Origin of the sequence: Plantactinospora alkalitolerans (assembly GCF_015690345.1) — a bacterium.
Classification (GTDB): domain Bacteria; phylum Actinomycetota; class Actinomycetes; order Mycobacteriales; family Micromonosporaceae; genus Plantactinospora; species Plantactinospora alkalitolerans.
Map to the genome: position 1 here is coordinate 12,994 of NZ_JADPUN010000253.1, position 26,950 is coordinate 39,943.

General features: G+C 68.9%; 19 protein-coding genes. 10 read left to right on the forward strand and 9 right to left on the reverse strand.

Annotation, left to right across the window (positions count from 1 at the left end):
- The first annotated feature begins 1,442 nt into the window (after window positions 1–1,442).
- The 3 genes from I0C86_RS28525 to I0C86_RS28535 all read left to right on the forward strand — a co-directional run bounded on the left by I0C86_RS28525 (window position 1,443) and on the right by I0C86_RS28535 (window position 11,879).
- Window positions 1,443–4,103, forward strand: a complete 2,661-nt coding sequence (locus I0C86_RS28525; protein WP_230394940.1) for a LamG-like jellyroll fold domain-containing protein — start codon at window positions 1,443–1,445, stop codon at window positions 4,101–4,103.
- Window positions 4,104–4,258: 155 nt separating this feature from the next.
- On the forward strand, window positions 4,259–11,287 hold the full coding sequence (locus tag I0C86_RS28530) for a polymorphic toxin-type HINT domain-containing protein (protein ID WP_196204398.1): 7,029 nt from the start codon (window positions 4,259–4,261) through the stop codon (window positions 11,285–11,287).
- Window positions 11,288–11,420: 133 nt separating this feature from the next.
- A complete protein-coding gene (locus I0C86_RS28535) occupies window positions 11,421–11,879 on the forward strand; it encodes a DUF4259 domain-containing protein (protein ID WP_230394941.1) in 459 nt (152 codons plus the stop codon).
- Window positions 11,880–12,493: 614 nt separating this feature from the next.
- On the opposite strand, the gene I0C86_RS28540 is transcribed toward I0C86_RS28535, so the two are convergent.
- Together I0C86_RS28540 and I0C86_RS28545 are read right to left on the reverse strand one after the other, a co-directional pair.
- The gene (locus I0C86_RS28540; RefSeq protein ID WP_196204400.1) at window positions 12,494–12,685 is read right to left on the reverse strand and encodes a DUF397 domain-containing protein; all 192 of its coding nucleotides are present in this window, start codon (window positions 12,683–12,685) and stop codon (window positions 12,494–12,496) included.
- The gene (locus tag I0C86_RS28545; protein ID WP_323373888.1) at window positions 12,673–13,485 is read right to left on the reverse strand and encodes a helix-turn-helix domain-containing protein; all 813 of its coding nucleotides are present in this window, start codon (window positions 13,483–13,485) and stop codon (window positions 12,673–12,675) included. Before I0C86_RS28545 ends, I0C86_RS28540 begins: the two co-directional genes overlap by 13 nt.
- 908 nt (window positions 13,486–14,393) lie before the next feature.
- Between I0C86_RS28545 and I0C86_RS28550 the strand changes: the two genes are divergently transcribed.
- Entirely contained in the window at window positions 14,394–15,017 is a 624-nt protein-coding gene (locus tag I0C86_RS28550; RefSeq protein WP_196204427.1) for a mycothiol-dependent nitroreductase Rv2466c family protein, read from the forward strand.
- 6 nt (window positions 15,018–15,023) lie between these two features.
- Here the strand turns inward: I0C86_RS28550 and I0C86_RS28555 are convergent, their stop codons facing one another.
- On the reverse strand, window positions 15,024–15,560 hold the full coding sequence (locus I0C86_RS28555) for an NUDIX hydrolase (RefSeq protein ID WP_196204401.1): 537 nt from the start codon (window positions 15,558–15,560) through the stop codon (window positions 15,024–15,026).
- A gap of 60 nt (window positions 15,561–15,620) precedes the next feature.
- On the opposite strand from I0C86_RS28555, the gene I0C86_RS28560 reads away from it, so the two are divergent.
- From I0C86_RS28560 to I0C86_RS28580, 5 genes are all read left to right on the forward strand, one after another.
- Complete coding sequence (locus I0C86_RS28560; RefSeq protein WP_196204402.1) at window positions 15,621–16,154, forward strand: GNAT family N-acetyltransferase; 534 nt, start codon at window positions 15,621–15,623, stop codon at window positions 16,152–16,154.
- A complete protein-coding gene (locus tag I0C86_RS28565) occupies window positions 16,138–16,536 on the forward strand; it encodes a pyridoxamine 5'-phosphate oxidase family protein (protein WP_196204403.1) in 399 nt (132 codons plus the stop codon). The genes I0C86_RS28560 and I0C86_RS28565 overlap by 17 nt, the downstream gene beginning before the upstream one ends.
- A gap of 191 nt (window positions 16,537–16,727) precedes the next feature.
- Window positions 16,728–17,930 carry an RNA ligase RtcB family protein gene (locus tag I0C86_RS28570; RefSeq protein ID WP_196204404.1) on the forward strand — a complete coding sequence of 401 codons (1,203 nt, stop codon included), beginning with the start codon at window positions 16,728–16,730 and terminating at the stop codon, window positions 17,928–17,930.
- Entirely contained in the window at window positions 17,927–18,553 is a 627-nt protein-coding gene (gene prfH, locus I0C86_RS28575; RefSeq protein ID WP_196204405.1) for a peptide chain release factor H, read from the forward strand. The genes I0C86_RS28570 and prfH overlap by 4 nt, the downstream gene beginning before the upstream one ends.
- A 31-nt stretch (window positions 18,554–18,584) precedes the next feature.
- Window positions 18,585–19,385, forward strand: a complete 801-nt coding sequence (locus tag I0C86_RS28580) for a leucine-rich repeat domain-containing protein (protein WP_196204406.1) — start codon at window positions 18,585–18,587, stop codon at window positions 19,383–19,385.
- 11 nt (window positions 19,386–19,396) lie between these two features.
- Here I0C86_RS28580 and I0C86_RS28585 read toward each other — a convergent pair whose 3' ends face one another.
- The 5 genes from I0C86_RS28585 to I0C86_RS28605 form a co-directional block, all read right to left on the reverse strand.
- Window positions 19,397–20,233 (reverse strand): CPBP family intramembrane glutamic endopeptidase, encoded by an 837-nt coding sequence (locus tag I0C86_RS28585; protein WP_323373894.1) that lies wholly within the window; start codon window positions 20,231–20,233, stop codon window positions 19,397–19,399.
- Between the two features lie 58 nt (window positions 20,234–20,291).
- Window positions 20,292–20,723, reverse strand: a complete 432-nt coding sequence (locus tag I0C86_RS28590) for a phage tail protein (RefSeq protein WP_196204407.1) — start codon at window positions 20,721–20,723, stop codon at window positions 20,292–20,294.
- Window positions 20,724–20,814: 91 nt separating this feature from the next.
- Window positions 20,815–23,187, reverse strand: a complete 2,373-nt coding sequence (locus I0C86_RS28595) for a phosphoketolase family protein (protein ID WP_196204408.1) — start codon at window positions 23,185–23,187, stop codon at window positions 20,815–20,817.
- A gap of 57 nt (window positions 23,188–23,244) precedes the next feature.
- A complete protein-coding gene (locus tag I0C86_RS28600) occupies window positions 23,245–24,090 on the reverse strand; it encodes a universal stress protein (protein WP_196204409.1) in 846 nt (281 codons plus the stop codon).
- Window positions 24,091–24,241: 151 nt separating this feature from the next.
- Window positions 24,242–25,201 (reverse strand): PP2C family protein-serine/threonine phosphatase, encoded by a 960-nt coding sequence (locus I0C86_RS28605; RefSeq protein WP_196204410.1) that lies wholly within the window; start codon window positions 25,199–25,201, stop codon window positions 24,242–24,244.
- Window positions 25,202–25,365: 164 nt separating this feature from the next.
- On the opposite strand from I0C86_RS28605, the gene I0C86_RS28610 reads away from it, so the two are divergent.
- Window positions 25,366–25,998, forward strand: coding sequence for a bifunctional 4-hydroxy-2-oxoglutarate aldolase/2-dehydro-3-deoxy-phosphogluconate aldolase (locus tag I0C86_RS28610; protein ID WP_196204411.1), 633 nt, complete (start codon window positions 25,366–25,368; stop codon window positions 25,996–25,998).
- An 18-nt stretch (window positions 25,999–26,016) separates the two neighbouring features.
- Here I0C86_RS28610 and I0C86_RS28615 read toward each other — a convergent pair whose 3' ends face one another.
- On the reverse strand, window positions 26,017–26,856 hold the full coding sequence (locus tag I0C86_RS28615) for a helix-turn-helix domain-containing protein (RefSeq protein WP_196204412.1): 840 nt from the start codon (window positions 26,854–26,856) through the stop codon (window positions 26,017–26,019).
- Window positions 26,857–26,950 lie beyond the last annotated feature (94 nt).

A 26,950-nucleotide genomic window follows, 5' to 3' on the forward strand; every position in this document is an offset into this window, starting at 1 on the left:
ACTACGTGACGTTCCGTAGTACACCCATCTCATTGCTGTTCGGGTGGTCGGCGGCGCTGTCCGATGTTGATTGAATTCTGGGCATGTTGCCCGTAGTTGGCGCAAGACTGCGGAGGGTGCGTATGGTCCTCGCCGTTGCTCCGTGACCGCAATGGGGGTGTGGCGTGAGCCGTCGGTGGTGCCGTAGGCAGTCTGTCTGGGTGGTGGCGGCGGTGGCCGGAGGTGCGTTGGTCGTTCCCGGGCCGGGACGCGCTGCTGTGGCGGCCCCGGCTCCGGCGTGTACGGGGGTTGCTGGTTCGGAGGCTGAGGCGTCCGTGTTGGCGGCGGCCTGTGACGAACCGGTTGTGGTGGAGGGCTCGCGCACGGAGTTCGCGCAGGTGGTCGCGCAGCCGGATGGGCGCCTGCGGTTTGAGTCCGGGGTTGTGCCGCAGCGTGCCCGTAAGGCGGGAGGCTGGGCGGACATCGATCTCGGGCTTGTCCGTGGTGGAGACGGTCGGTGGCGGCCGGCCGCGTCTGTGGCCGACGTGGCGTTCTCCGGTGGTGGACCTGGTCCGTTGGTGGCGCTTACCCGTGACGGTCAGACGATGGAGATGTCGTGGCCGGCTGGTGGACTGCCCGCACCTGTCGTTTCGGGTGACTCGGCGACGTATCCCGATGTGCTGGCCGATGTGGACCTGGTGGTGCGGGCGACGTGGACCGGATTCAGTCATGTTCTCGTGGTCAAGTCCGCGAGTGCGGCGGCGAACCCGGCCGTGCGTCAGATCCGGTTCGGGCTGGGCGGGGACGTACGGGTGGACTCCGGTCCGGACGGGCGGCTTCGGGCGGCGGTGGGATCGAGGGTGATCGCCTCGGCGGATCCGCCGGTCATGTGGGACTCGCGTACCGGCGCGGTGGCGGAGCGTTCCACTGGGCAGAAGGCGTTGCCGACGGAGGCAGGGTCGACATCCGCAGCTGCCGGTGACGCTGCCCGGACTGCTTCGGTAGGCATGGAGGTGTCGGGCGGTGACCTGCTGCTGCGCCCCGATGCGGACCTGCTCACCGCGCCGGATGCGGTGTTCCCGTTGTATGTCGATCCGGCCTGGTCCGTCTACAAGACGAAGTGGGCGTACGCGACGGACAACGGTTCGTCGAACACCGACTACAGCTCGGCACGGGTGGGGCTGAACCCCGAGACCGGCGCCGTCTACCGGTCGTTTTTCCAGTTCTCCACGACGGCGAACGGTGTGTCCCTGCGGGGCAAGCACATCGAGTCGGCACGCGTGCAGATGAAACTCGATCACTCCCATTCGTGCGACAGCACGGTGAGCTCGATGTACTGGACTGCGGCGATCAACGCGACGCCGAAGGCGTCGTGGTCGACGGGCCTGAAGGCGGTGATGGCCAGCGCGTCCGGCCATGCGAACGAAGCAGGCGGGTGCACGTCCATCCAACCTGATGTGACCATGAACTTTACGGGTTCGACGGTGACCAGCCGGTTGCAGACCCTGGCGACGGAGGGGGCGTCCAGCCTTACGGTCGGGTTCACGGCCCGTGCCGCAAACGGTTCGGGCGAGTCGATCCAGGAGCGGTGGAAGAAGTTCTTTCCCAACGATGCGAAGCTCTACGTGGATTACGACACCAAGCCCGGCCCGCCCAACGGACTGCAGGTCGCCGGGGTCGCCTGTCCGGCTACGGGTGTACTGACGGTCGGCACGTTGAGCCCGACCCTGTCGGCGGTGTTCCCGGACGCCGACAAGGGCGACTCGCTGACCGGGTCGTTCGAGTGGATCGAGGTGCCGGCCGGCGGCATGGCGTCGGTGACCGACACGTCCCCGACGCGTAAGACTGCGCCGCCGGCCAAGGCAGGTGTCACCCCGAACGCCCGGGCGACGAGTAACGCGGTGTCGATCGTCACCGGCAAGACATACGCGTTCCGGGCCAAGGGCACGGACAAGGCGCCGTACTCGCTGACCGGGCCGTGGTCGGTGTGGTGTCAGTTCCGAGCGGACACGACGGTGCCGCCGGTCACGGCGAGAGTGGTGAGGTTGCCGGAAGGGCCCGGAAAGGCGGGCAAGGTCCGGATCGAGTCGACGGCCACTGACGTGACCAGGTTCCAGTACGGCTGGGACGCCGCCACCAAGGTGATCGCGGCCCAGGGTACAAACCCGAAGTACGCGGATGTCGATGTGACCGCGCTGAGCTTCGGCCGCAACGTGCTGCTGGTGAAGGCCATCGACGCCACGTTGAATGAGGGCAACGGGTCGGTCGAGTTCAACGTGGGACGACCGTCGCCACCGATCGCCGGGTGGGGATTGCAGTCCTATCCGGGTGTCGACCGGGCGGTGGCTCTGGCTGACGGGCAGCCGGCTCCGACCGACTCGCCGCTGACAGCCTCGAACGTGACCTGGGCCGACGGCGCGCGAATGGTCAGTGGACAGACCGCTACCTTCAACGGCTCCTCGTCTGTCGCGACGTCCGCCACCAGCGTGGTGGACACCACCGGCTCGTTCAGCGTTGCCGGCTGGGTGCGGCTCAACGCCATTCCCAACGGTGATCTGAAGGTCGCTGTCCAGGAGGGCCCGGACGCGGCCGGATTCGAGCTGGGCGTGCGCCGCGCGGGCACCACGCCGACGCCGTACTGGTCTTTCGTCATGAAGGACAACTCCGCGCAGTCGAGCGCGACTCGGCTGGCGATATCCACGGCGGCGATCACCGCAGCCGATCTGGGGCGATGGACGCACCTCGCCGGTGTGTACGACGCGACGGAGAAGAAGATCCGCCTGTATGTCAACAGTCGACAGGTGGCGGAGGTGGACCGAACTGTCGCGCCCTGGTCGGCGTCGGGCAAATTCGTGGTGGGCCGCGGCTTCGGAGCCGGTGCGGCGACGAACTGGTGGAACGGGTCTGTCGCCGATGTGCAGGTCTTCGATCGGGTGCTGGTGCCACATGACTTCACCGGCCAGGTGGCGACCGACCCGCTCTCCGGCGGATTCAACGAACCGGGGATCCTAGCTCCGCTCAAGGTCGGGGACTGGGATTTCGAGGCCGCGAGGCCTTGCTACCTGGCCAACCTCAAGGACACCTGTGAGGCACCGGACACGGTGACGGCGTGGGGACGGTCGTTGGCGTTGACCCGGGGGGCTGCCATCGGGGCAGGGCACTCGGTCAGCGACTCCGGTCTGTGGCTGGACTACGAGTACTTCCCGGAGGAGGGCTACACCGAATCGTCCCAGGAGTATGGCCGTAGCGCGGTCAAGACGGGCTCGACGCCTCCCGACGGCGACGGGAACGAGTTCACGCTCTGGCAGGACACACCGGTGCTGCGTACCGATGACTCGTTCAGCATGTCTGTCTGGGTGGTGCTGGACCGTCTGGACGGCATGCACACCGCCGTGTCGCAGCGAGGGGTGCACGAGAGCACCGCGTGGCTGAAGTATTCCTCAACAGATGGCAGATGGCAGTTCAACGTGAGCGTTGAGGATGTCAACCCCACGGTCTCAACGGGTGTCAGTTCGACGTCGATCCCGCAGGAGGGCGAGTGGACGCATCTGATGGGTGTGTACGACGCCTCCCTCAGCGAGATCCGCCTTTACGTGAACGGCGAACTGGAGGGCAAGCGGACGCTGTCGTTCAGGCCGATGGCCGCGTCGGGGCCTCTGCTCGTCGGCCGCACGCTGTGGCACGGCCAGATTGTCGACCAGTGGACCGGCGGTATCGACGATGTCGCCGTTTTCCAGGGGGCGATGAGCGACGCGTCGGTGTTCGAGTGGTTCAATTCGCAGATTCCCGCAACCCCGGGAACCAACGTGTTGACCCGTGGGCAGAAGATGACTGCGGGCCAGTACCTCCGTTCGGACATCGGCAACTATCAGCTCCTCATGCAGATCGATGGCAATCTGGTCCTCTACCAAGCGGGCTACCCACTCTGGGATACCGCGACCTGGGGCAATCCTGGCTCGGACGTGTTGTTCCAGACCGACGGAAACGTGGTGCTCTACAGCGAGGCCAATGCCGCCCTTTGGAATACCAGAACCTGGGGCACGACTGCTGATCGCCTCGTTCTCCGCGACGACGGTGACCTGGTGCTGCTGGATACAAACGGGCAGGTCCTGTGGCGACGGTGACGGGACGGGGGTCACACCGTCGCCGTACTGAAGGCACGGGTCGCGCCGCATCGGGCGACCCCGGCAGGCCGGCCCGCATCGCCGGCCGGCATCTGTCGACTCTCTTTCATGATGTGGTGCGGAAGTCGTCTTCTGGTTCCGGGGAGGAACAGCTGATGTTCGCAGGGTCGGCACGCGGTTCGCGGCGTGGGCGTCGGAGCCTCTCCACCGTCGCCGGCCGGCGGCGCTCTGCCGTCGCCGCGGTGGTTGTCGCGGCGCTGCTGGTGGCGCTGGTGCCGGGTAGTCCGGGGCGGGCCGCACCGGACACGGGTCCGAAGATGCCCGCGCCACCCGCGGCGGAGAAGCTCGATGCCGATGGTGGGCCGGTGAACGCCAAGGCCTGGTCCCAGAAGCGGGTCACCTCGGCGCCGGCTCCGACGCCGGTGTGGCCCGAGCCGGCGACCGCCCGGGTCGACCTGGCGGCGACGAGCGCACGCACGACCACGGGTCGGGGAACCCGGGCCGGGGAGATGCCGGTGTGGGTGGGCCGTGCCGCTGGCGACGCCGGCGAGCGGCTGTCGACCCTGGATCTACAGGTCCTTGATCGCGACAGCGTTCCGCAGGCGTGGCGTGACGGCCTGGCGTTGAGGGTCGGCGCCCCGGCCGGGGCCACGGGCGGGGCGGCGAAGCTGTCGGTGGACTACAGCGGATTCCGGTACGCGGCCGGCGGTTCGTGGGCCTCCCGGTTGCGGTTGTGGCAGGTGCCGACCTGCGCGCTCACGACTCCGGAAGCGCCGGCGTGCCGGTCGGTGCCGCTGCGTACGATCAACGATCTCGCTGCGGGAGTGGCGTCGGCCGAGGTGACCGTACCGGCGCCGGCCGCCGCCCAGTCAGGGGACCGGTCCGCGGCCGAGGCGGCCGGTTCGTTCGTGGTGCTCGCGGCCGGCGCGTCCGGCAGCGACGGTGACTTCAGTGCCACCAGCCTGGCGCCGTCGTCGACGTGGTCGGCCGGCGGGTCGTCGGGTGACTTCTCATGGAACTACCCGTTGCGAATGCCACCGGCGACAGGCCCGGTACCGGACCTCGCGTTGTCCTATTCCTCGTCGGCGGTGGATGGCCGGTCGGAGGTGACGAACAACCAGCCGTCGTGGATCGGTGAGGGGTTCGACTACTCACCCGGCTACATCGAACGCCGCTACGTGCCGTGTGCGGAGGACTCGAAGAACGGGGCGAACAGCACCGCCGCGAGCGGCGAGCAGTGTTGGCGGTCGGAGAACGCGACGTTGAGCCTCAACGGCCGCGGCGGCGAACTGGTCTTCCAGACCGGCAAGGGTTGGCACTCCCGCAGCGAGGACGGGTCGAAGATCGAGAAGCTGACCGGCGCGTCGAACGGTGACGCGGGTGACCCGGACTACGGGGATGTCGGCGAGTACTGGAAGGTGACGACCACCGACGGTACCCAGTACTTCTTCGGACTGCACAACCTGCCGGGGGAGAGCGCCAAGACGAACTCGGCGCTGACCGTCCCGGTCTACGGCAACCACTCCGGGGAGCCGTGCCACGAGAGCACCTACGCCGGCTCGGACTGCGCCCAGGCATGGCGGTGGAACCTCGACTACGTCGTCGACGCGCGCGGCAACACGATGTCGTTCTGGTACGACAAGGAGACCAACAAGTACGCCCAGAACAACACCGATGCCAACGACGTGACCTACGACCGGGCCGGGAACCTGACCCGGATCGATTACGGCACCTACGACCGCACCGCCGCCACGCACGAGGTGACCGAGCGCAACGTCACGCCGTACGCCCAGGTGGTCTTCGACACCGACATGCGCTGCACCTCCAACTGCGGCACAGAGTCCGCCCCGGTGAAGGCGAGTTGGAAGGACACGCCGTGGGACCAGGACTGTAAGGCGTCGGCGACGTCGTGCCCGCAGCAGTACACCCCGACGTTCTGGACCGCCAGGCGGCTGAAGAGCATCACCACCCGGGTGTGGGACACGACCCGGCAGACGCCGGACTGGCAGAACGTGGAGTCGTGGACGCTGTCGCACACCTTCGCCGCGACGGCGGACGCCACCCATGAAGGTCTGTGGCTGGACAGGATCGACCACGCGGGCCTGGTGGGCGGCACGGCGGTGAATCTGCCGCCGGTGACGTTCGAGGCCGAGTCGCTGCCGAACCGGGTGTTGACCGAACACGGCACCGCCGACAACTGGCTTCGGATCTCCAGCATCGTCACCGAGACCGGCGGCCGGATCAAGGTGGACTACTCACGGCCCGAGTGCACCGAGTCGATGGTCGAGAACCTGGACCCGCACAACAACACGAAACGCTGCTATCCGGTGAAGGTCCCCGACCCCAACGACCTGACCGGCAAGGCGCTGGTCACCGAATGGTGGCACAAGTACCGCGTCGAACATGTCGCCGAAGACGACCTACAGTTGTCGAACGAGCACCCGGTGCCGTCGAGGCACACCTGGTACGAGTACGTCGGTAATCCCGCCTGGCATTACGCCGACGACGACGGCCTGTCCAAGCCGGACCGCAAGACATGGAGCCAGTGGCGTGGCTACGCCCAGGTGAAAACTCGCGTCGGTGACGACCCGGCCACTCGGACGTTGTCCGTGACCACCTTCATGCGCGGCATGCACGGCGACAGGACCAGCCCTTCCGGCGGTACCCGCACGGTGACAGTGCCAGCCTCGCTCGGTTCGGAGACCGTGCACGACGAGGACCAGTTCGCCGGGCAGATCCGTGAACAGGTCGTCTACAACGGTGTCGACACGAAGCCGGTGTCCAAGACCGTGCACGTTCCGTGGCGCTCCAACCCGACCGCCAGTCGCACCATCAACGGTGACCTGGTCGAGGCGCGGTTCACCGACACGCAGACCACCTACACCGCCACCGCCCTCGGTGTCGACGGCGACCGCGGCTGGCGCGTCTCCCGGGGGAACCAGAGCTTCGACCACACGTACGGCACGGTCAACTGGTCGCAGGACGACGGCGACTTCGCTGACCCCGGCGACGAGAAGTGCACCACGTACAGCTACAACCGCAACCTCGGCAAGAACCTCACCCAGACGGTCAAGCAGACCACGACCACCGCGCTGCCGTGCGGCACGGCACCGACCAGCGTCGACGACGTGATCACCGACGCACGCAGCTACTACGACGGTGCGGCCAGCGTCGACACGGCGCCGAAGTTCGGAGCCGTGACCAGGACCGAACAGCTTGCGAACTGGGTGGCTGGTACCGGAACGGTGTGGCAGACCGTCTCCCAGGCCACCTTCGACCCCACCGGCCGACCGCTGACGAACACCGACGTCAAAGGCAACGTCAGCACCACCGCCTACACCCCCACCGTCGGCGGACCGGTGACCAAGGCCACCACCACCGGACCAGCCCCATTCAAATGGGTCACCACCGAGGAGTACAACCCGTACTGGGGCTCCACCACCAAGGGCACGGACCAGAATCAGAAGACCACCTCGGAGGTGGAGTACGACGCGCTCGGGCGGGTCGCCAAGGTGTGGGACCTCGGCTGGTCGAAGAGTGCCAACCTGACCAGACCGTCGGCCCAGTACAGCTACACCATCGCACCGGGCCGCGACGCGTACCCGTACGTCCGGTCGTTGACACTGAATCCGGACGGCAACTACATCACCTCGATCGAGATTCTCGACGCCCTGATGCGTCCTCGGCAGACGCAGTCGATCTCGCTGGGCGGCAGCGGTGACCGGGTGGTCACCGACACCATCTACGACGAGTTCGGGCGAGCGGCGACCTCCTACGGCGCGCACGCCGAGCCGGGCGCGCCCTCAGGCGCGTTGTGGTGGGAACCGGAATGGTCCGTACCGGCGGTATCGAAGACCCTCTTCGACCGTGCATCTCGCGCCACCAACGAGATCTTCCTGTCCGGTGACGGGATCGCCAACCTGGTCGAGAAGTGGCGCACCGTCACGAGCCACGAAGGCGACCTGACGAAGGTGACCCCGCCGGACGGCGGGACTCCGACCACCACCGTGACCGACAGTGGGGACCGGACCGTGGCGGTGCGCCAGCACACCACCCCGGCGGGTGTCGCGGGGGCCTACCAGGAGACCAGTTACGTCTTCAACCGCAAGGACCAGCTTGTCAAGAGCATCGACCCGGCCGGGAACGAGTGGGTCAACGAGTACGACGCCCAGGGCCGGCAGTGGCGGGTCACCGACCCGGACAAGGGCACCACCACCAGCACCTACAACGAGTTCAACGAACTGATCAAGACCACCGGCGCCAACCACAAGGCTCTGTGGTACGTCTACGACCAGATCGGCCGCAAGACCCAGCTACGTGACGACTCCGCGACCGGCGCGCTGCGCGCCGAGTGGAAGTACGACAGCCTCTTCAGCGGCCAACCCGGTTTCAAGGGCCATCTGGCCCAGACCATCCGGTACGAGCCGGCCGGCTCGACCAACGCCTACAAGTGGCAGGTGGCCCAGTTCAACGGCCGCTACCAGCCGAGCGGGGTCGACTACGTCATCCCGGCGGTGGAGACGGGTCTGGACGCGACGTACACCTACGCGTACGGCTACTCGGAATTCACCGGCACCCAGACGTCGATTTCGTATCCCGGTGCCGGTGGGCTGGTCACGGAGAAGTTGACGACCGACTACGACTCGACGACCGGTATGCCGACCCGGCTGGACACCAGCCTCACCGGCTCAGCGGGCACCATGGCCACCGCCTCCTACACCGCCTTCGGGGAACGGTCCGGAGCGATCTACAAGATGCCCGGCGGCAAATACACGAAGGACGTCGTCTACCGGGAGGAAGGCACCCGACGAGTCAAGCGCACCACCGTGGAGCGCGAAACCGTCGCCGGGACGGTCTCCGACCGGAACTACGACCACGACGACGCCGGCAACATCACCTCCATCGCCGAAACACCCCAGGTGGGCGAAGCCGACACCCAGTGCTTCCGGCAGGACGCCCTCGGCCGGCTGACCACCGCCTGGACCCCGAAGAGTGGCGTGGACTGCAAGGCCGACCCGACCGTCGCCAACCTGGGCGGGCCGGCGCCGTACTGGCACGACTGGACCTTCGACTCGACCGGCTCACGGTTGACCGAGACCAGCCACACCGCGGGCGGCGACACCACCCGCGATTACACCCTCCCGGACGGCGGCCAGGGCGTCGTCCGGCCACACGCGGTCACCCAGCTGACCACCACCGCCCCCGGACAATCGGACGTGGTCTCGAAGTACGGCTACGACGAGACAGGCAACACCACCTGCCGGCCCGCCGGGACCACCGCCAACGACTGCACCACCGCAGCGGGCAGCCAAACCCTGGCCTGGAACGCCGAAGGCAAACTCGCCACCGTCACCACCGGCGGGCAGAACATCGAAACCAACATCTACGACCCCGACGGCGTACGGCTGATCCGCCGCGACGCCACCGGTACCACCCTCTACCTACCGGGGCAGGAAATCCGCCGCGAAGGCGGCACAAACACCGGCACCCGCTACTACACCTTTGCTGGCACCGTCTGCGCCAGCCGTACCGGCAACTCCGCGATCACCAGCCTGACCTGGCTCTACTCTGACCACCAGGGCACCCAACAGACCGCCATCAACGCCGGCACCCAGGCTGTCACCGTCCGCCGACAGACCCCCTATGGCGACGGCCGCGGCGAGAATCCCGTATGGGTTAACAGCAAGAGCTTCGTCGGCGGCGACAACGACCCCACCGGTCTGGTCAACATCGGCGCACGGCACTACGACAAGACGCTGGGCCGGTTCATCTCCGTCGACCCGGTCATGGACCTGACCGACCCGCAACAGTGGAACGCCTACACCTACAGCTACAACAGCCCGATCACCAGTTCCGACCCCACCGGGATGCGGCCGGAATGCGGCGGTGGCACCGGAGACTACGAGTGCAGCAGCAACGTCCCCAAAGCCAACCCCAAAATCAACACGGGCAACTGGCCCGACACCAAGAGCAAGAACAGGGTGGGCTCGCAGAAGCCGGTTGAAGAAGCACGCGAACGGGCTCGTAAGCAGCGCGAGTGCAAGGCCAGTTTCTGGTGCCGCAACGCCGACAAGGTCGGCCTGGCCGCCGGCATCGCAGCCGGCGTCATCGTCGGTAGCCTCTGCACGGCCGCCAGCGTCGGCGTAGGCGCGGTCGGTTGTGCGGCCATCGGCGGCGCCGTCGGCGGTATCGTCGACTCCCTCGTCGGCAACGCGCTCGACGCCGAGGACGAAAGCGGTTGGCAGATCGCCGGCGAAGCGCTCCTGGGCGGAGTCGTCGGAGGCGCGCTCGGCGCAGGCACAGCTGTCGTCGGAGCCGCCGCCTTCGGCGCCGGAGTCGCATTGACCTCGGGGATGGGGCTTAAAGCCGCCGGCCAGATGGCCAGGGGCAGCGTACGTTCGGCCCTGGCCAGGGGCTGTCTCGGCAACAGCTTCACCCCGGGCACCCGAGTGGTCATGGCCAATGGCACTACGAAACCTATCGAGGATGTCGAGGAAGGAGACAGCGTCCTCGCCTCGGATCCGGAAACCGGCGAAGCTGCATCCAAGGCCGTGACTGCGACGATCGTCGGCGAAGGCAGCAAGAACCTCGTTCGGATCACCGTCGACAGCGACGGAGATAACGGCGATGCCACTGGCGAGGTGATCGCTACTGACAAACACCCCTTCTGGGTTCCGGAACTCAGAGAGTGGCGCGATGCCACCGACCTGGCGCCCGGTCAGCTGCTGCAAACCTCCGCCGGAACCTTCGTACAGATCACCGCCGTCGAGCGATGGACGCAAACCGCCCAAGTTCACAACCTCGATATTACCGACATCCATACGTACTATGTGCTCGCCGGCGAAACATCGGTTCTAGTTCACAACTGCAACAAGAACCAAGGAGTTTATATCTTCGATGATCTGACTGCGCCGGGTTCCCTCCGGGTCGGAAAGACGAAGAACTTCGATGTGCGTCTACGTAGACACATAAGTGATGGAAAGCTTAAGAGCAGGCAAGACGCTATTTGTATCCATGTCTGCGGAAGCGACGATAACCTGAGAATTCAAGAACATATAATGAAGACCGAGCTCTCGAAGTGGGGATTCAAGCTCAGTAGTGGCGTTGAAGGGCGTGGCAGAAATCTTTACGACGCCCGAAGTCCTCGCGCTATTCAGTTGGAACTTCCGATGGACTTGGGGTAAAGGGCTACTCGGACTAGCTGGCGGAACTGGACGGGTTGCAGCCCTCACTCCCGTCCCGAGATAATTGAACATTTGACTGACGATTGAATTACGACCTCCCTTAGTGGAGCCTGATGCTAGTCTGTTGTTGGTGATGCAAGGAAGCGAGGTTTCATGGATGGGCAAGTGGGGTTGCGGGCCGTTTGACAACGACTCAGGTGCCGATTTTTCAGACGAGTTGGCTGCGGCTTCTGAACCGGATCGCATCGAAATGCTGCGGACCGCATTAGCTGAGGTGGCATACCGTAGCAATCACATCGACGCTGGTCGGGCCGAGGTGGCATTCGCTGCTGCGGCTGTTACGGCTCGCGGATTGGATGGCGGAGAAGAGTTTCAGCCTGAGAATCTTGTCTCATCGGAAGGTGTTCCTCTCGTGCCGGATGATCTCATGAAGCTCGCGCGGGAAGCTGTCGATCGACTACTCGAGGGCGACAACGACGTCAGCGACGACTGGACCGCAGAGGGGGGAGTGCGTAAGTACAACTCCATGTTACGGCGCTTGCGGTCGGTACTAGCCAATGAGGGAGCCACGGGTCAGCAAGGTCTCTGGTAGTAAGGTGCGGGTGCCGAAAATTCCGTCCGCGCTGGTCGAGCGGCGTTCTGGTATTCGTGGAGGAGGCCGTCGAGTCGACCGTGTCGTTGGACGTTCAGGTGTGTCAGTGCGGCGGGATCGGTGATTGGCTCGGGCAGCGGACGCAGCGGTCGGGCGTTCGCGATGCGTCGATGCGACCGATGCGGGTTGTGGTGGCGGCCGTACTCGCGGAGTGCGTGTAACAGGTGTGTTTGGTTCCAGATCGGAATTGGGAATATATGCTCGTGATTTGTAAGAGTCGGTCACCATCGTCTTCGTCGAACTCGTGCTACGCCGGAGATGCGGGTTGTCCATTGCGAGGAGCGAGTGGTCCGCGTTTCAAGAAGGAGTTGTGGAGCGGAGCGGAAGGCTGTCGGGGATCGATCGGCCGGGATGCTCGCGGGCGCCTCGCCGCTGCCGACGGCCGGCTTTTGCGTGTCGGTCAAGGCTAACCAGCCGGCGCGGTTCGGCCAGCTCAAGCGACTGCCGTGGGCGCAGTGCCTCGGCGGCGTGGGTCGGGATCGTCGATTGACAACACCAAGCTGGCGAGGTACGTACGCGCCTCACAAGCTACAGAGCCCGAATCGAACGCTCTGTCAGGTGGTGGGCAGGTTCCGGACGAAGGCCCGCCAGGCGTACGGGGTGAAGGCGAGGTTGCCGGCGTCGCGGTCCTTGCTGTCCCGGACGAGTACGACCCCGGTCAGGTTGTCCGCCACCTCCACACAGTTGTTGCCACTGGAACCGCTCCGGCTGGACTTGCGCCACCGGGCGCGGGTCAGGTTGTCCATGGCCTCATCACATCCTCGATCAGTTCTATCGACTGCCAGGTGGGCAGCGCGACGTTACGAACACTTTCCCACCTTGCCAGCAGAGCTTCCACCTCCTCGGTGCGGTCCACCACGGTCCCGCCGAGCTGGTTGTCCATGAAGCCGACCCAGCCGCCGTCGTCCGACCGGGCCAGCACGAACGAGCCTTCCAGCCCGACGTGCAGGCCGACCTTGGCCGGAATGACGTGCACGCTCACGTTCGGCCGCTTGGCGGCCTGGATCAGGTGGGCGAGTTGCCCGGTCATCACCGTGGCCTGGTCCTCGGTGAACCGGTGCAGCGCCGATTCGTCGAGTACGGCGGTGAGCTGGGGCGGATGCTCCTGGTCCAGGATGGCCTGCCGGGCAAGTCGGGCGGCGACGAGGGCTTCCACCTCGTCCGCGTTGAGCGTGACGTCGCCCCGGATGACCGCTCGGGCGTAGTCCTCGGTCTGTAGCAGTCCGGGGATCAACATCGGTTCGAGACAGCGGAGCTGGGTCGCCGCTCGCTCGGCCTCCAGCCACGGACGGAACCAGGTCGGCTCGCCGTCCCGGGCGGCCAGCTTCAGGAGCGAGACGAAGAGATCACCGGTGCCGAACACCTTGTCGGCGCGGGCCAGGTACACCTCGTCCAGCGGGCGCTGGCCCAACTCCATCGCCGAGACCATCGACGCGGAGTAGTTCGCCCGTTTGCCGTACTCCTCCTGGCTCAGGCGGTGGATGCCGCGCATCCGGCGTAGCTGGGCGCGGATCAGGTCCGCCGTGGGTGTCGGGTCGTCCGCCACAGTTCCTCCACAGTCTTACGACGCTTCCAGTGGGCACGGTCGGTGACGACGGGCCCCGCCGACAGGACGCCGAGGCCGTGGTCGATGGCTTCCGACAGTAGGGCAACCACAGCAGAGTGTCACCAGCGGAACTGCTCGGGAGTTGCCGGAAGGACGGGCGGAACCGCGCGGGAGGCCGTCCGGGGCGGCAACGTCGGACGGCCTCCCCTTCCAGCCGACCGAGTTCCAGTCGAGCGAATTCCAGCCGAGCGAGTTCCAGTCAAGCGAGGAGGGTCCGGGATGAGTTGGCTACGTCGTACACCGAAGGATCGACACCGCCGGGACTGGCGGCGGCTCTGGCGCTACTGTCGGTGCGGCCTCCGGTGGCGGTGCCCGGACAGCGTGCCGCAACAGCCGATGCCCATCCCGTCATCGCTGGCGGGACCGGCCGCGCCGGTCCACCGGCCCGCGAGACGGTCCACCAACCAGGGGCCCGGATGGCGCCCTTCCGCCGGAACGCCGGACGCCGGCCGGACCGGACGGCGCGGGTCGGCGCGGGCCGAGCCGGTCCGTGGGCGGACCCGATGACCGACGTTCCGGGTACGACGGGAAGTCCTGCCGCCGGTTCGGCCCGGCCGCACCTGCCACGGCGCCCGATCTGGCTCTGCCGGGTCTGCGCGACCGACTGGCCCTGTCTGACCGCCCGCACCCTGCTGCCGCTCGACTACGTCGCCGACCCGGTCGGACTCTCCGTCTTCCTCGCCACCGCGATGCAGGAGGCGATCGCCGACCTGCACCGACTCAACCCGGCCGGCAGTCCCGACCCGAAGGCGATGTACGCCCGGTTTCTCGGCTGGGCGGAGCCGCGACTGCGGATCGCGCGGAACCGCCGCCGGATAGGGTCGGCGGACGAGCGAAGGGAGCCGCCGGTGCCGGAGAACACGATCGCCGACTTCTGGTTCGACCCCGCCTGCCCGTACACCTGGACGACCTCGCGGTGGCTGCTGGAGGTGGCCAAGGTCCGGCCGATCGACGTGCGCTGGCACGTGATGAGCCTGTCGGTGCTCAACGAGGGCCGGGACGACGACCCGGAGGGCGACCCCGACGGCTACCTCTGGGTGCCGGTGCGGATCTGCGCCGCCGTCCGCCAGCAGTACGGACCGGAGGCGCTCGGCCGGCTCTACACCGCGATGTGGACCGTCGCACGTGGCGACGGGAACTGGCTCGGCGAGTTGCACGCCTCGCTGGCCGCCGCCGGACTGCCGCCCGAACTCGCCGAGGTCGGGATGTCGACGGAGTACGACGACGCGGTACGGGCCTCGCACGCCGAGGGAATCGGCCTGGTCGGCGACCACGTCGGCACCCCGATCATCGCTGCGACCCTGCCGGACGGCCGGCGGGTCGCCTTCTTCGGCCCGGTCATCTCCCGGATCCCGGTCGAAGAGGACGCTGGCCGGCTCTGGGACGGCACGCTGCTGGTGGCCGGCGTACCCGGTTTCCACGAGCTGAAGGGTGCGCCCCACGCGGAACCGCAGCTCGACCATCCGGGCTGAGGCAGGTCAACCTTCCGTCCGCTCGCGCCGCCAGGCGAGCAGCCGGTGGTACGCCTCCAGGCCGTCCGGCACCCAGGCCCACTCGGCGAGCCGCCCGTGCAGATCCGCCTCGTCGAGGAAGGTGTGCCAGGCGACCTCCTCCGGCTGCGGCTTCACCGGCACCGTGCAGGACACCTCGTAGACGGCGGACCACCAGGTGTGCTCGGGCGTCTCGTAGAGGAACGTGAACAGCGGAACCGGGGCGGGCAGCCTGGAGACCCCGAGTTCCTCCTCGGCCTCGCGCAGCGCCGCCTCGTCGTACGACTCGCCGGCCCCGACCACCCCGCCCACGAACATGTCGTACCGGGACGGGAAGACGAGCTTCTCTGCGGTACGGCGGTGCACGAAGATCCGCCCCACCGGATCCCGGGCCAGTACGAAGACGCAGCGGTGCCGCAGTCTGCGCGCGTACGCCTCGCCGCGCGGTGCCTGCCCCACCACCCGGTCCTGCTCGTCGACGATGTCCAGCACCTCGTCCGCAGAGCGCGGCACCCGTTCGGTCACCGGTCCATCCAAGCAGCCGCCAGGTGGCCGACGAACGCCCAGGTGCGGCACTATGCGTAGATGCTTGATCAGGAACTGGCCGTGAACCGGGGAGAGCCGATCATCCGGCCGGCGGAGCCGGGTGACGTCGACGTACTGCACCGCTTCGTCCAGGAACTCGCCGAGGCGGAGCAGTTTCCCGGACAGGTCATCGCCGAGCCGGCGGACCTGACGGCGGCGCTGTTCGGTCCGCATGCCGTCGCCGAGGCGGTGGTCGCCACCGTCGACGGGATGCCGGCCGGGTTCGCCCTGTTCTATCCCACCTACAGCACCGTGCTCGGCCGCCCCGGCATCCACCTCGAAGACCTGTACGTCAGTCCCGAGCACCGGGGGAGCGGACTCGGCCGCGCGCTGCTCGCCCATCTCGCCGAGCTGACCGTGCGCCGAGGTGGCGGTCGGCTGGAGTGGTGGGTGCTGCACACAAACGATCCGGCACTGCGCTTCTACGCCCGGCTGCGGGCACGGGCGCTCGACGAGATCGCGGTGATGCGCCTCGACGGCGACCTGCTGCACGCCCTGGCGGGGGTGGTGGGGGCGGATGCCGCAGGAGCTTGACCGGTACGTCCTCGACCGGCTCGACCGGGACCGGAACGTCTGGCTCTGTACGCTCCGACCCGACGGCAGCCCGCACGTCACGCCGGTCTGGTTCGTCTACCGCGACCACGTCTGGTGGGTCGCCAGTTCCGTCCGGAACCGGAAGATCCACAACCTCGCCGTCGACCCCCGGCTCTCGCTCGCGCTGGAGGACGGCGACGCGCCCGTGGTCGCCGAGGGACGGGCGACGATCCACCACGACGACTTTCCGGCCGAGATCGTCGCCGCCTTCCAGGCCAAATACGAGGGCTGGGACATCCGGGTGCCGGTGCCCCGGGAAGGTCCCCGGGTGCTGCTGCGGATTCCGGTCGGCCGGTGGCTGCTGGCCGGCCGGGCGCGCTGAACCGGCCGGTGCCCCCTCCTCGATCCGGCGACAGGCCGAAAACCGGTTGCCGCGCGTGGTGGCTTCCGCGACAGTTGGGCGCATGACGTTCTGACGGCAGCACCTCGCCCAGCCGACGCCTCCGGCGGCGCCACCCGCGCCCGGTGAGCCGCGGCTCCGCCCGTCCGTACCCTCCGAGGGGAAGAACGTCCTTGTCACAGCAGGAGTCCCTGCCGCCGCCGACCCGTACCACGGAACCGGCCACCGTCACCGTGTTCGCCTCCGCCAGCAGTTGGATCGAGTCCGATGCCGTCGCGCAGTGCCACCAGGTGGCCGCCCTCGACGGCATGACGCACGTCGCCGGCATGCCGGACCTGCACCCCGGCAAGGGTGCCCCGATCGGCGCGGCGATGACGTCGACCGTGTTGTATCCGCTACTGGTGGGCTCCGACATCGGTTGCGGGATCGCCGTGTTCCCCGTCGACCTGAAGCGGGTCGTACCCGAGCGGCTCGCCGGCCGGTTTCCCGACCTCGACCGTCCGCTCGATCCGGAGCGGGACGCCGACGATCCGGCCTGGTCCGTCGTGGACGGGGGGATTCCCGGCGGTTACGTCGAGGGTCTGGGAACGGTCGGCCGGGGCAACCACTTCGTCGAGCTGGCGCGGATCCGGGACGTCCTCGAGCCGGACCACGCGACCCGGCTCGGGCTTCCGGCCGGCGACGTCGTCCTGATCGTCCACAGTGGTTCGCGAGGGCTCGGCGAGCGGATCCTGCGGGCGCACACCGAGCGGCACGGCGCGGGCCCTGCCCCCGATCCCGCCGCCTACCTCGCGCTGCACGACGAGGCCGTGCGCTGGGGATCGGTCAACCGCCGGCTGCTCGCCGCCCGGGTCCTGCACGCCCTGGGCGCCGAGCCCACCGAGCCGATCGTCGACCAGAGCCACAACCTGGTCGAGATCCGCGACGGGATGTACCTGCACCGCAAGGGTGCCGCACCGGGTGACGGCCGCGACGTCCTCATCGCCGGCACCCGGGGCACCTGCTCCTACCTGGTGGCCGCCCACGCGGGACCGGACGCCAACTTCTCCGTGGCGCACGGGGCGGGCCGCAAGATGTCCCGCGCCGACGCCCTGGTCCGGGGCCGGGCCAAGCACACGGTCGAGGAACTGCGGCGTACTCCGGTGGGATCGATCGTGGTGTGCGGCGACCGCCAACTGCTGTTCGAGGAGGCGCCGACGGCGTACAAGCGGATCGAGCAGGTGATCGGCGACCTCGTCGACCACGGCCTGGCCACGCCCGTCGCCACGACGGTTCCGCTGGTCACGTACAAGACGCTCGACCGGAGCAGGGGCGACGCCGGGCCGCAGGCCCGGCGGGGCCGGCAGGATCAGCGCCGTACCCGGGGCCGGCCGTGACCGCGGCGGGCGACGGCGTCCACCTGCTGCTGTCGGCGGGGCGGGGCCCCCAGGAGTGCGCCTGGGCGGTCGCCCAGCTGATCCGGCGACTGGAGGCCGACGCCACCCGGCACGGGTTGACGACGCATCGGGTCGAGGCCGTTCCCGGGGACCGGAACGGCACCTACCAGTCGGTCCTGGTGCGGATCTCCGGAACCGGTGCCGGGACGTTCGTCGGCTCGTGGACCGGCACCCTGTGCTGGCAGGCACCCAGCCCCTACCGGGCGAGCGCCGGCCGCAAGAACTGGTACGTCACCGCCCGACCCTGTCAGGTCGACGTCCCGCAGACACCCTTCGCGGAGTCGGACGTCGACATCGTCGGCTGCCGTACCGGCGGGCCCGGCGGGCAGCACCGGAACAAGGCCAGCACGGCGGTGCGGGCGACCCACCGTCCCTCCGGGATCGTCGTCGTGGTCGACACCGAGCGACAGTTCAGCCAGAACCGCCGCCTCGCCCTGGAGCTGATCCGGCAGCGCATCGCGCGTATCGACACCGCTGCCGACCGGGCCGTCACCACCGCCCGCTGGCGCATCCACGACGAACTCGTGCGCGGCAACCCCACCCGCGTCGAACGACCGGTGTGAGGCGAGTTTCGTGCCTGGATACGCTCCAGACATGGGCGACGAGAAAAACAGGCCAGCCGTGTTCTCGAACCGCTTCGCGGACGCGGTCGGTCCACAGGGGCCGGAGCCGAGCCGGGACCACTGCCGATGCGTCGGCCACTCGGCCGCGACCCGTCCGGCGAGCGTCGAGTTCCACGGCGAGCGGCAGGACACCTCGGGCGAGGCGTGGCAACGGCTGCTGGCGCTGATCGACGAGGCGGCAGCCGACGGGCGGGCGCTCTTCAAGCCGTTCGTGCAGATGAGTGCCGCGCACCGGCGGCAGATCGTCACCCTGCCGCCGACCATCGCGAAGCTGACCGAGGTCAGGCACCTGGTCCTCTACGGCACCAACCTGGTCCGGATTCCGCCGGAGATCGGGGCGATGACGAACCTCGAGGAGTTCGATCCGTACACGTCGCATCGCCTGCACTGGTACCCGTACGAGCTGACCAGGTGTACGAGGCTCCGCTCCAGCACGGTCAGCACCCGCGTCCTGTACGGCAACTTCAAGTTCCGGCCGCCGTTCCCGAGCCTGCGGCCGGTGACCACGATCGCCGAGGCAGACTTCGACGCGCTCGACCCCGGCGTGTGGGGAGCCGACCGCATCCGGACGTGCAGTGTCTGCGACCAACCGGTCGACGGCGAGGTGCACCAGGTCTGGATCTCCCAGGTGGTCGGGACGGATGTGCTGCCGTTCCTGGTCAACGCGTGCTCGAGGGCGTGCGTGGCGAATCTGCCGGAGCCGTACAAGGGTTACGTTCCGACCCCGCACACCGGCGGCCCCGACCTCGTCCAGCCGCCCGCCAGCCGCTGACACCGCTCGACTCAGCGGAGGATCAGTACCGCGAGCGTGCCGATGGTCGCGTTGGCGGTCACGTGGACCAGGTACGGAATCAGGATGCCGCCGCTGCGCAGCCGCATAACGCCGAGGGCGAATCCCCAGATCCCTGCCATGAGCATGCCGATGACCCCGGACGGAAAGCCGGCGTAGTGCGCGACCCCGAACAGCCCGGCTTGCAGCACCACCGCGACCCTGGGTCCCCAGACCGACGCGAGTTCGGTCAGCAGCACCCCCCGGAAGAGCATCTCCTCCCAGACCGGGTTGATCGCGGAGAACGCCACGATGCCCAGGATCGCGAGCCAGAGCGGAAGGCTCCGTAGCTCCCGGAGGTATTCGGCCGGCTCGGGCCGGACGGTGAGCGCCCATACCGTGAGTGCCGTCGCGCTGAGGACCACGGTGCCCAGGGCCAGCCACGGCGCCTCGGGCGTCAGCGACCCGCGCGCCAGCCAGGGCGCCGCCGGACCCAGCGCGGCATGACGGCCGGCGAGCAGCAGACCCGCCAACGGAAGCAGGCAGACCATGATCGTGGTGACCGCCGGAGGCCAGCCACCGAGAATCCCCGCCGCGAAACAGCCGGCGAGCAGACCGATGAACACGGCCGCGCGGATCGCCGCCGGCGAGCGCAGGAGGACCGCGCCGACGACGAGTACGGCGACCGCGACGCCGACGATGGCGGTCCGGGCGGGTGCCTCCGGACGGATCGGCACGACGGCACATCCGCCCAGGGCGACGATGCAGACCCCGGTGAGCGTCGTCCGGAAGGTGGTGGAGCGGGTGTCGTGGAACGGCACCGGCACCAGACGAGAGCCGACATCCTGCACAAGCGGCAAGACTGCCACACCTCGGCAACATCTCCACGTGCACCGGCCGCGACGACTACTACTCCACCTCCGCCGATTCGTACGTCAGGATCAGTTTCTCGGTGAGCACGCCGGGGTCGCCGCCGGTGGCGGCACCGACCTCCAGCTGCTTCGGGTTGACCCGGTGGAGGACGTACCGGCGGACCGGCATGCCGTCGGCGTCGTACTCGACGATCGCGGCGGCGAACCCGGCCTGCGAGCTCGACCGGGCGACCCACTCCTCGAAGCTGGTCCCGCCGGACTGGGCGCGGGTCAGGGTCAGTTCACCGGTCCCCGGCCGGCCGGGAAGTTTGCGGATCACGTACTTGCCGTCCGGGGTGTTCGCCTTGTACTCGATGACGTCCTGCCCGAGTCGCAGGCCGGAGATCTCGGTGATCGGCGAGATCACGACGCCGTCCACCTCCAGCGCGAACGAGTGGCCGACGGCGGAGTCGTTGTCGGACAGTGGCATGAGCTGCCTCCTTCGCCGGTGCCGTACCGGCGCGCGGAAAACAATCGATGCCACCAGGTAACCAGGTCTGGCCGCTCCGGTCACGTTCCGGTCAGCCCGGCCACCGCCACTGCGCGATCTGGGGGTGGTCCTCGCCGCACCGGCGGGTGTGGTCGCGGCATTCCTGCCTGGCGTCCGCCATCGTCTGGCGCAGGTGGGCGGCCCGGGTGGCGAGGCCGGGTACCCGGTCGATCACGTCCATGACCAGGTGGAACCGGTCGAGTTCGTTGAGCATGACCATGTCGAACGGTGTGGTGGTGGTCCCCTCCTCCCGGTAGCCACGGACGTGCAGGTTCTCGTGGTTGGTACGCCGGTAGGTGAGCCGGTGGATCAGCCACGGGTAGCCGTGGTACGCGAAGATGATCGGCTTGTCGCGGGTGAAGATGGCGTCGAACTGGGCGTCCGGCAGCCCGTGCGGGTGCTCGGTCGTGGGTTGCAGCCGCATCAGGTCGACGACGTTGACGACCCGGACCCGCAGTTGGGGCAGGTACCGGCGGAGCAGGTCGGCGGCGGCGAGAGTCTCCAGCGTGGGCACGTCACCCGCGCAGCCGAGCACGACATCGGGTTCGTAGCCGGTGTCGGTGCTGGCCCACTCCCAGATTCCCAGCCCGCGCTGGGTGTGCCGCATCGCCTGTTCCATCGAGAGCCAGGTCGGCGCGGACTGCTTGCCGGCGACCACGACGTTGATGTAGTGCCGGCTGCGCAGGCAGTGGTCCATCGTGCAGAGCAGGGTGTTGGCGTCGGCCGGCAGGTACACCCGGACGATCTCGGCCTTCTTGTTGGTGACGTGGTCGATGAAACCGGGATCCTGGTGCGAGAAGCCGTTGTGGTCCTGCCGCCAGACGTGGCTGGACAGCAGGTAGTTGAGCGACGCGAGGGGTCGACGCCACGGGATGTCACGGGTGACCTTGAGCCATTTGGCGTGCTGGTTCAGCATCGAGTCGACGATGTGGGTGAACGCCTCGTAGCTGGTGAAGACGCCGTGCCGACCGGTCAGCAGATAGCCTTCGAGCCAGCCCTGGCAGAGGTGTTCGGAGAGCACCTCCAGAACCCGCCCGCCGGGGGAGAGATGGTCGTCGCCGGGTTCGATCCGGCCCAGGAACGCCCGATCGGTGACGTCGAAGACGTCCGCCAACCCGTTCGACTCGACCTCGTCCGGTCCGAACAGGCGGAACCGGTCCGGGTTCGCGGTGATCACGTCCCGGAGCCAGCCACCGAGCGCTCCGGTCGCGCCGACCATCGGCTCGCCGGGCCGGTCCACCGCGACGGCGTGGTCGCGGACGTCGGGCAGCACCAGGTCGTGCAGCACGGTACCGCCGTTGGTGTGCGGGTTCGCGCTCATCCGCCGGTGCCCGCGCGGCACCAGACCGGCCAGGTCCGCGACCGGCGCGCCGGCCGCGTCGAACAACTCCTCCGGCCGGTACGAGCGCAGCCACCGCTCCAACTGGGCCAGGTGTTCCGGGTTGTCCCGTACGCCCTCCAGCGGAACCTGGTGGGACCGGAACGTGTTCTCGATCCGTTCCCCGTCGACCTCGGCCGGCCCGGTCCAGCCCTTCGGGGTACGCAGCACCAGCATCGGCCAGCGCGGCCGTTCGACCCGTTCGCCGCTCCGGGCCCGGCGCTGGATCTCGGCGATCTCGTCGAGCATCCGGTCGAGGGTGGCGGCGAGTTCCCGGTGTACCCGGGCCGGCTCGTCGCCGGCCACCAGGTACGGCTGGTAGCCGAACCCGCGCAGCATCGACAGCAGGTCGTCCGGCGGGATCCGGGCGAGCACGGTCGGATTGGCGATCTTGTATCCGTTGAGGTGCAGGATCGGCAGCACCGCACCGTCCCGCGCGGGATCGAGGAAGATGTCGGAGAACCAACTGGCGGCCAGCGGCCCGGTCTCGGCCTCGCCGTCGCCCACCACGCACGCCACCAGCAGGTCGGGATTGTCGAACGCGGCCCCGTACGCGTGCGACAGCGAGTACCCCAGCTCGCCGCCCTCGTGGATCGACCCCGGTACGTCCGCCGCGACGTGGCTCGGGAACCCGCCGGGAAACGAGAACTGCCGGAACAGCCGGCCCATCCCGGCCTCGTCCCGGCTCACCGACGGGTACACCTCGGTGAAGGTCCCCTCCAGCCAGGTGTTCGCGATGATCGCCGGGGCGCCGTGTCCGGGTCCGGTCACCAGCATCGCGTCCAGGTCGCGGGCCACGATGACCCGGTTGAGGTGTACGTAGATCAGATTGAGTCCCGGATCCGTGCCCCAGTGGCCCAGCAGCCGGGGCTTGATGTGCTCCCGGGTCAGCGGCTCGCGCAGCAGGGGATTGGCCAGCAGGTAGATCTGCCCGACGCTGAGGTAGTTGGCGGCCCGCCAGTAGGCGTCGATCCGGCCCAGTTCCTCGTCGGTCAGCCGGAGGTGCGGGTCCAGCGAGGTCTTCATCTTCCGACCCTCTCGCGGCTCGGCCCGATTCGCGACCCGAACGGCGATCTCACCGGCTCACTCCTGGATGTACAAGCCGTGCGAACTGCGTACGACGATCACCGGGGCGGGGGAGTGGTAGAGCATCGCCTGGCTGACCGCACCGAGCATCCCCCGCCACGGCTCGTCGCCCCGGGCACTGACCACCACGACCTCGGCCCGGCTGGCCTCCTGGGTCAGCGCCGCCTCCGGGTCACCGATCCGGGCCTGCTGGCTGACCGTGACCGACGGGTACTTCCGCTGCCAGGGTGCGACCGCCTCGGCCAGTTGTCCGACCGCCTCCGCCGGAAGGTCGCCGGTGGTCTCGTCCGGGTCCCAGACCTGCACCACGACGAGGTCGGTCGCGTGCCGGGAGGCGGTGTCGAAGGCGAAGTCCAGGGCCCCCAGTGAGCTGGCGGAGCCGTCCACCCCGACCACCACCGGCCCGGTCACCGGAAGCCTCTCCCGGGCGACCAGCACGCTGCATCCGGCCCGGGCGGCGATCTGTACGGCGGTGGCGTCCGAGTCGGCGGGTACGTCGGGATTCACCGTCAGCCCACCGTCCCCGATGACCAGGAGCGCGGCCGAGCCCGACTCGCGCAGCAGCGTGGTGATGACCGGTCCTTCGATCAGGGCGGAGGTCGTGGTGACCTGCGGCTGGGCCTTGGCGGCGGTCTGGACCGACCGGGCCAGCAACTCCTCGGCGGGCCTGCGGGGCTGCTCCGGCATCGGCTCCGAGGGGTCCGCGACCCAGTTGAACGCGTGCACGATGCGTAGCGGGCGGGAGTGCAGCGCCGCCTCCCGGGCGGCCAGCCGTACCGCCGTCATGCTGAGCCGCGAGTCGTCGACTCCGACCACGACCGATGCCTCGCGTGGGGAGTTCACCGCGGGCACGCGGTCAGCCGGCTCACCGGCCGGCATCCGATGACGTGGCGTATCGGGTCACCTGCCGAGAGTATCCGGGCGTTCCGCCGGATGTGCCGGATTCACCCGGTACGCACGTCTGGTCGATCGTCCGTCAGTTCTCCACCCGTCGTCAGTTCTCCACCCGCAGCACAGCGATCGTGGCGTTGTCCCGGCCGCCCGCGACCAGGGTGTCGGCGAGGATCGCGCGGCTCACCTCGACCGGGCTGCCGCTCGCGCCGAGCCGGTTGGCCAGCCGTTGGTAGTCGACCTGCTCGGCGACCCCGTCCGTGCAGAGGCAGTAGACGTCGCCGGGACGGAGCGTGACGCTCAGCAGATCCGGCTCCGGGTTGCCGGGGTGACCGACGTACCGGGTGAGTTGGTAGCGCGCGGCGGCGGCGGCCGGCGAGTCGGCCGGGTACCAGCCGTAGACGGCGCCGAGCCAGGCGGCGGTGTGGTCGACGGTCAGCAGTTCGAGCAGGCCGTCCCGCAGCCGGTAGGCGCGGGAGTCGCCGATCTGCACGATCCAGGCTGCCGGTTCCGGCGCCGCCGGGTCGCCCCGGTCCGACGCGTCGGGTGCGGTTCGGGCCGACGGCGGGGTCCGGCGCAGCCAACTCCGCTGGCCGGCGGTGGGTGGCTCGGCCCCGGGTGCCGGTTGCGGTGTCGCCTCGGCCGGTGTTCCGTGTCCCGCCGACCCGGCCGCCGTCGGGGCGAGGACCATGCCGGTGAAGGTGCAGCCGGTCAGTTCGCCCAGTTCGGCGCCGGCCGTCCGGACCCGGAACTGCGCCTCTGCCATGGCCGCGCGGAGCTGACCCGGGCCGATGTCGTGACCTGCCGCCTGCACCGCGGCCACCATGGTCTGCATGGTGGTGCTGCCGGCCACGGTGCTGCCCCGACCGTCGCCCATGCCGTCCGCCACCGCCAGGAACGGCAGCGTCGGATCGACGTGCAGGACGTCGAAGTTCGCCGCGTAGCGGTTACCGACCCGGGAGCCACCGGCGACGTGCAGCCGGCGGCCGGCGTGGGTGTAGGAGCGGGTGACGTCGCCCTCGGCGGGCATCCGATCGGGACCCGTGACGGGGGTTCGGTGCATGGCGGGGAGGTTAGCAGGATCCATCAACAGCCTGGGCGGTATATGCGAATCCTCCCATTCGCCCCGCACCGATTGCCGGGCTCGGCCGGACCTGCGGAGGTCCACCGTGTACGGATGACCGCGATGCCGCCGCGACGACCCGACCGGGCTGCGAGGATGAGGCGGTGAACCTGCCCGAGATGCTGCGACGGCATCGGTTGCTGGCCGTCGTACGGGGCGACGACCCGGAGGCCGCCCTGGACAGCGTACTGGTGCTCGCCGAGGCGGGGATCGCGTTGATCGAGGTGGCGGTGACCTCCAAGGACGAGGCCGGGGTGCTGGTACGGGCCCGCGCCGAGTTGGGGCCGGACGCACCACTCGGTGCCGGGATGGTGTTCACCGAGGCGGACGTGGTGCAGGCGGAGCAGGCGGGCGCGTCGTTCGTCGTGACGCCCGGACTGGTGCCGGCGGTCGCCGAGTCGGTCCGGCTCGGCATTCCCGCTCTGGTGGGCGCCCTGACGCCGACCGAGGTCGTCGCGGCCAGCCTGGCCGGCGCCGCCGCCGTGAAGGTGTTTCCCGCCTCGCTGGGCGGGCCGGCGTACCTGCGTGCGCTCCGGGAGCCGTTCCCGGACGTGCCGTTCGTGCCGGTCGGCGGGGTGGACATCGAGTCGATCCCGGACTATTTCTCGGCCGGCGCGATCGCGGTCGGCGTGGCGGAACCGCTGCTCGGAAGCGCCCCCCGGGGCGGCGATCTGGACTCCCTGCGGTTGCGGGCGGTGGCCTTCCGGGCCGCGATCGTGGGTTCTCCGGAAGGCTGATCCGGGGCGGCGGCCGGGTCAGACCGCGCGGAGTGTGCTGCGCTGCGGGCGGTGACGTAGCCGCTCGACCGCCACGGCGGTCGCCTCGTCGGCGGGTAGCCAGACGACCAGCTGTTGGGCATCAGGGGTGGGCAGTTCGAGTGTTTCCCGTTCCCACTGCAGCCGGTTCGCGCGCGGGTGGTTGATCGTGAGCGGCACCCGGGGCGGGGGGAGGTGGCGGTGCAGTCGCCGGGTGAACTCGGCGCCGGCGGCGGGCGCGAAGTCGGCCGTGAACCATTCGAAGGTCTCGGTCGAGGGTCCGAGCCACAGGTTGAAGACCTGCTCGTCCGCCACCTGGTCCCAGTGGGCGAATATGCTCCTGGACCCCGGGTGCGTGAAGACGTACCTGGTGAGGTTGGGCTCCTCGGCGTCCAGCAGTCCGGTGTCGCGCATGACCGCCGCGAAACCGTCGGTGTGGGCGAGCACGTCGCCCAGCCGGTTGGTGACGAAGCCGATGCCGGGCTCGAGGAGTTCGAGGATCCGTCGGACAGCCGGCCGTACGGTCCGATCGGGCGGTGCCGGCCGCTCGCGGCCGGCACACGTACCGCCGCTGATCTTGGCGAGGTAGCGCAGATGGGTGCGTTCGGCCGGATCGAGGCTGAGCGCGTCGGCGAGAGCCCTGAGGATGGAGTCGGACGGGTTGCGGTCGCGGCCCTGCTCGATCCTGGTGAGGTATTCGACACTGATCCCGGCTCGGGTGGCCAGCTCGGAACGCCGTAGCCCCGGTGCGCGCCGTCGCTCGAGTGCCGGAAGCCCCAGGTCCTCCGGCCGGAGGCTGTCGCGCTTGGCCCGGACGAAGGTCCCCAACGGCGTACCCATGCTCTGAGCCTACGACCCGATCAGGCGACCGGACCGGGTGCAGGGTGGCCCTGTGGGGGCCAGCCTGCGCCCGGTCTGGTTGAGCAGCCGTCGA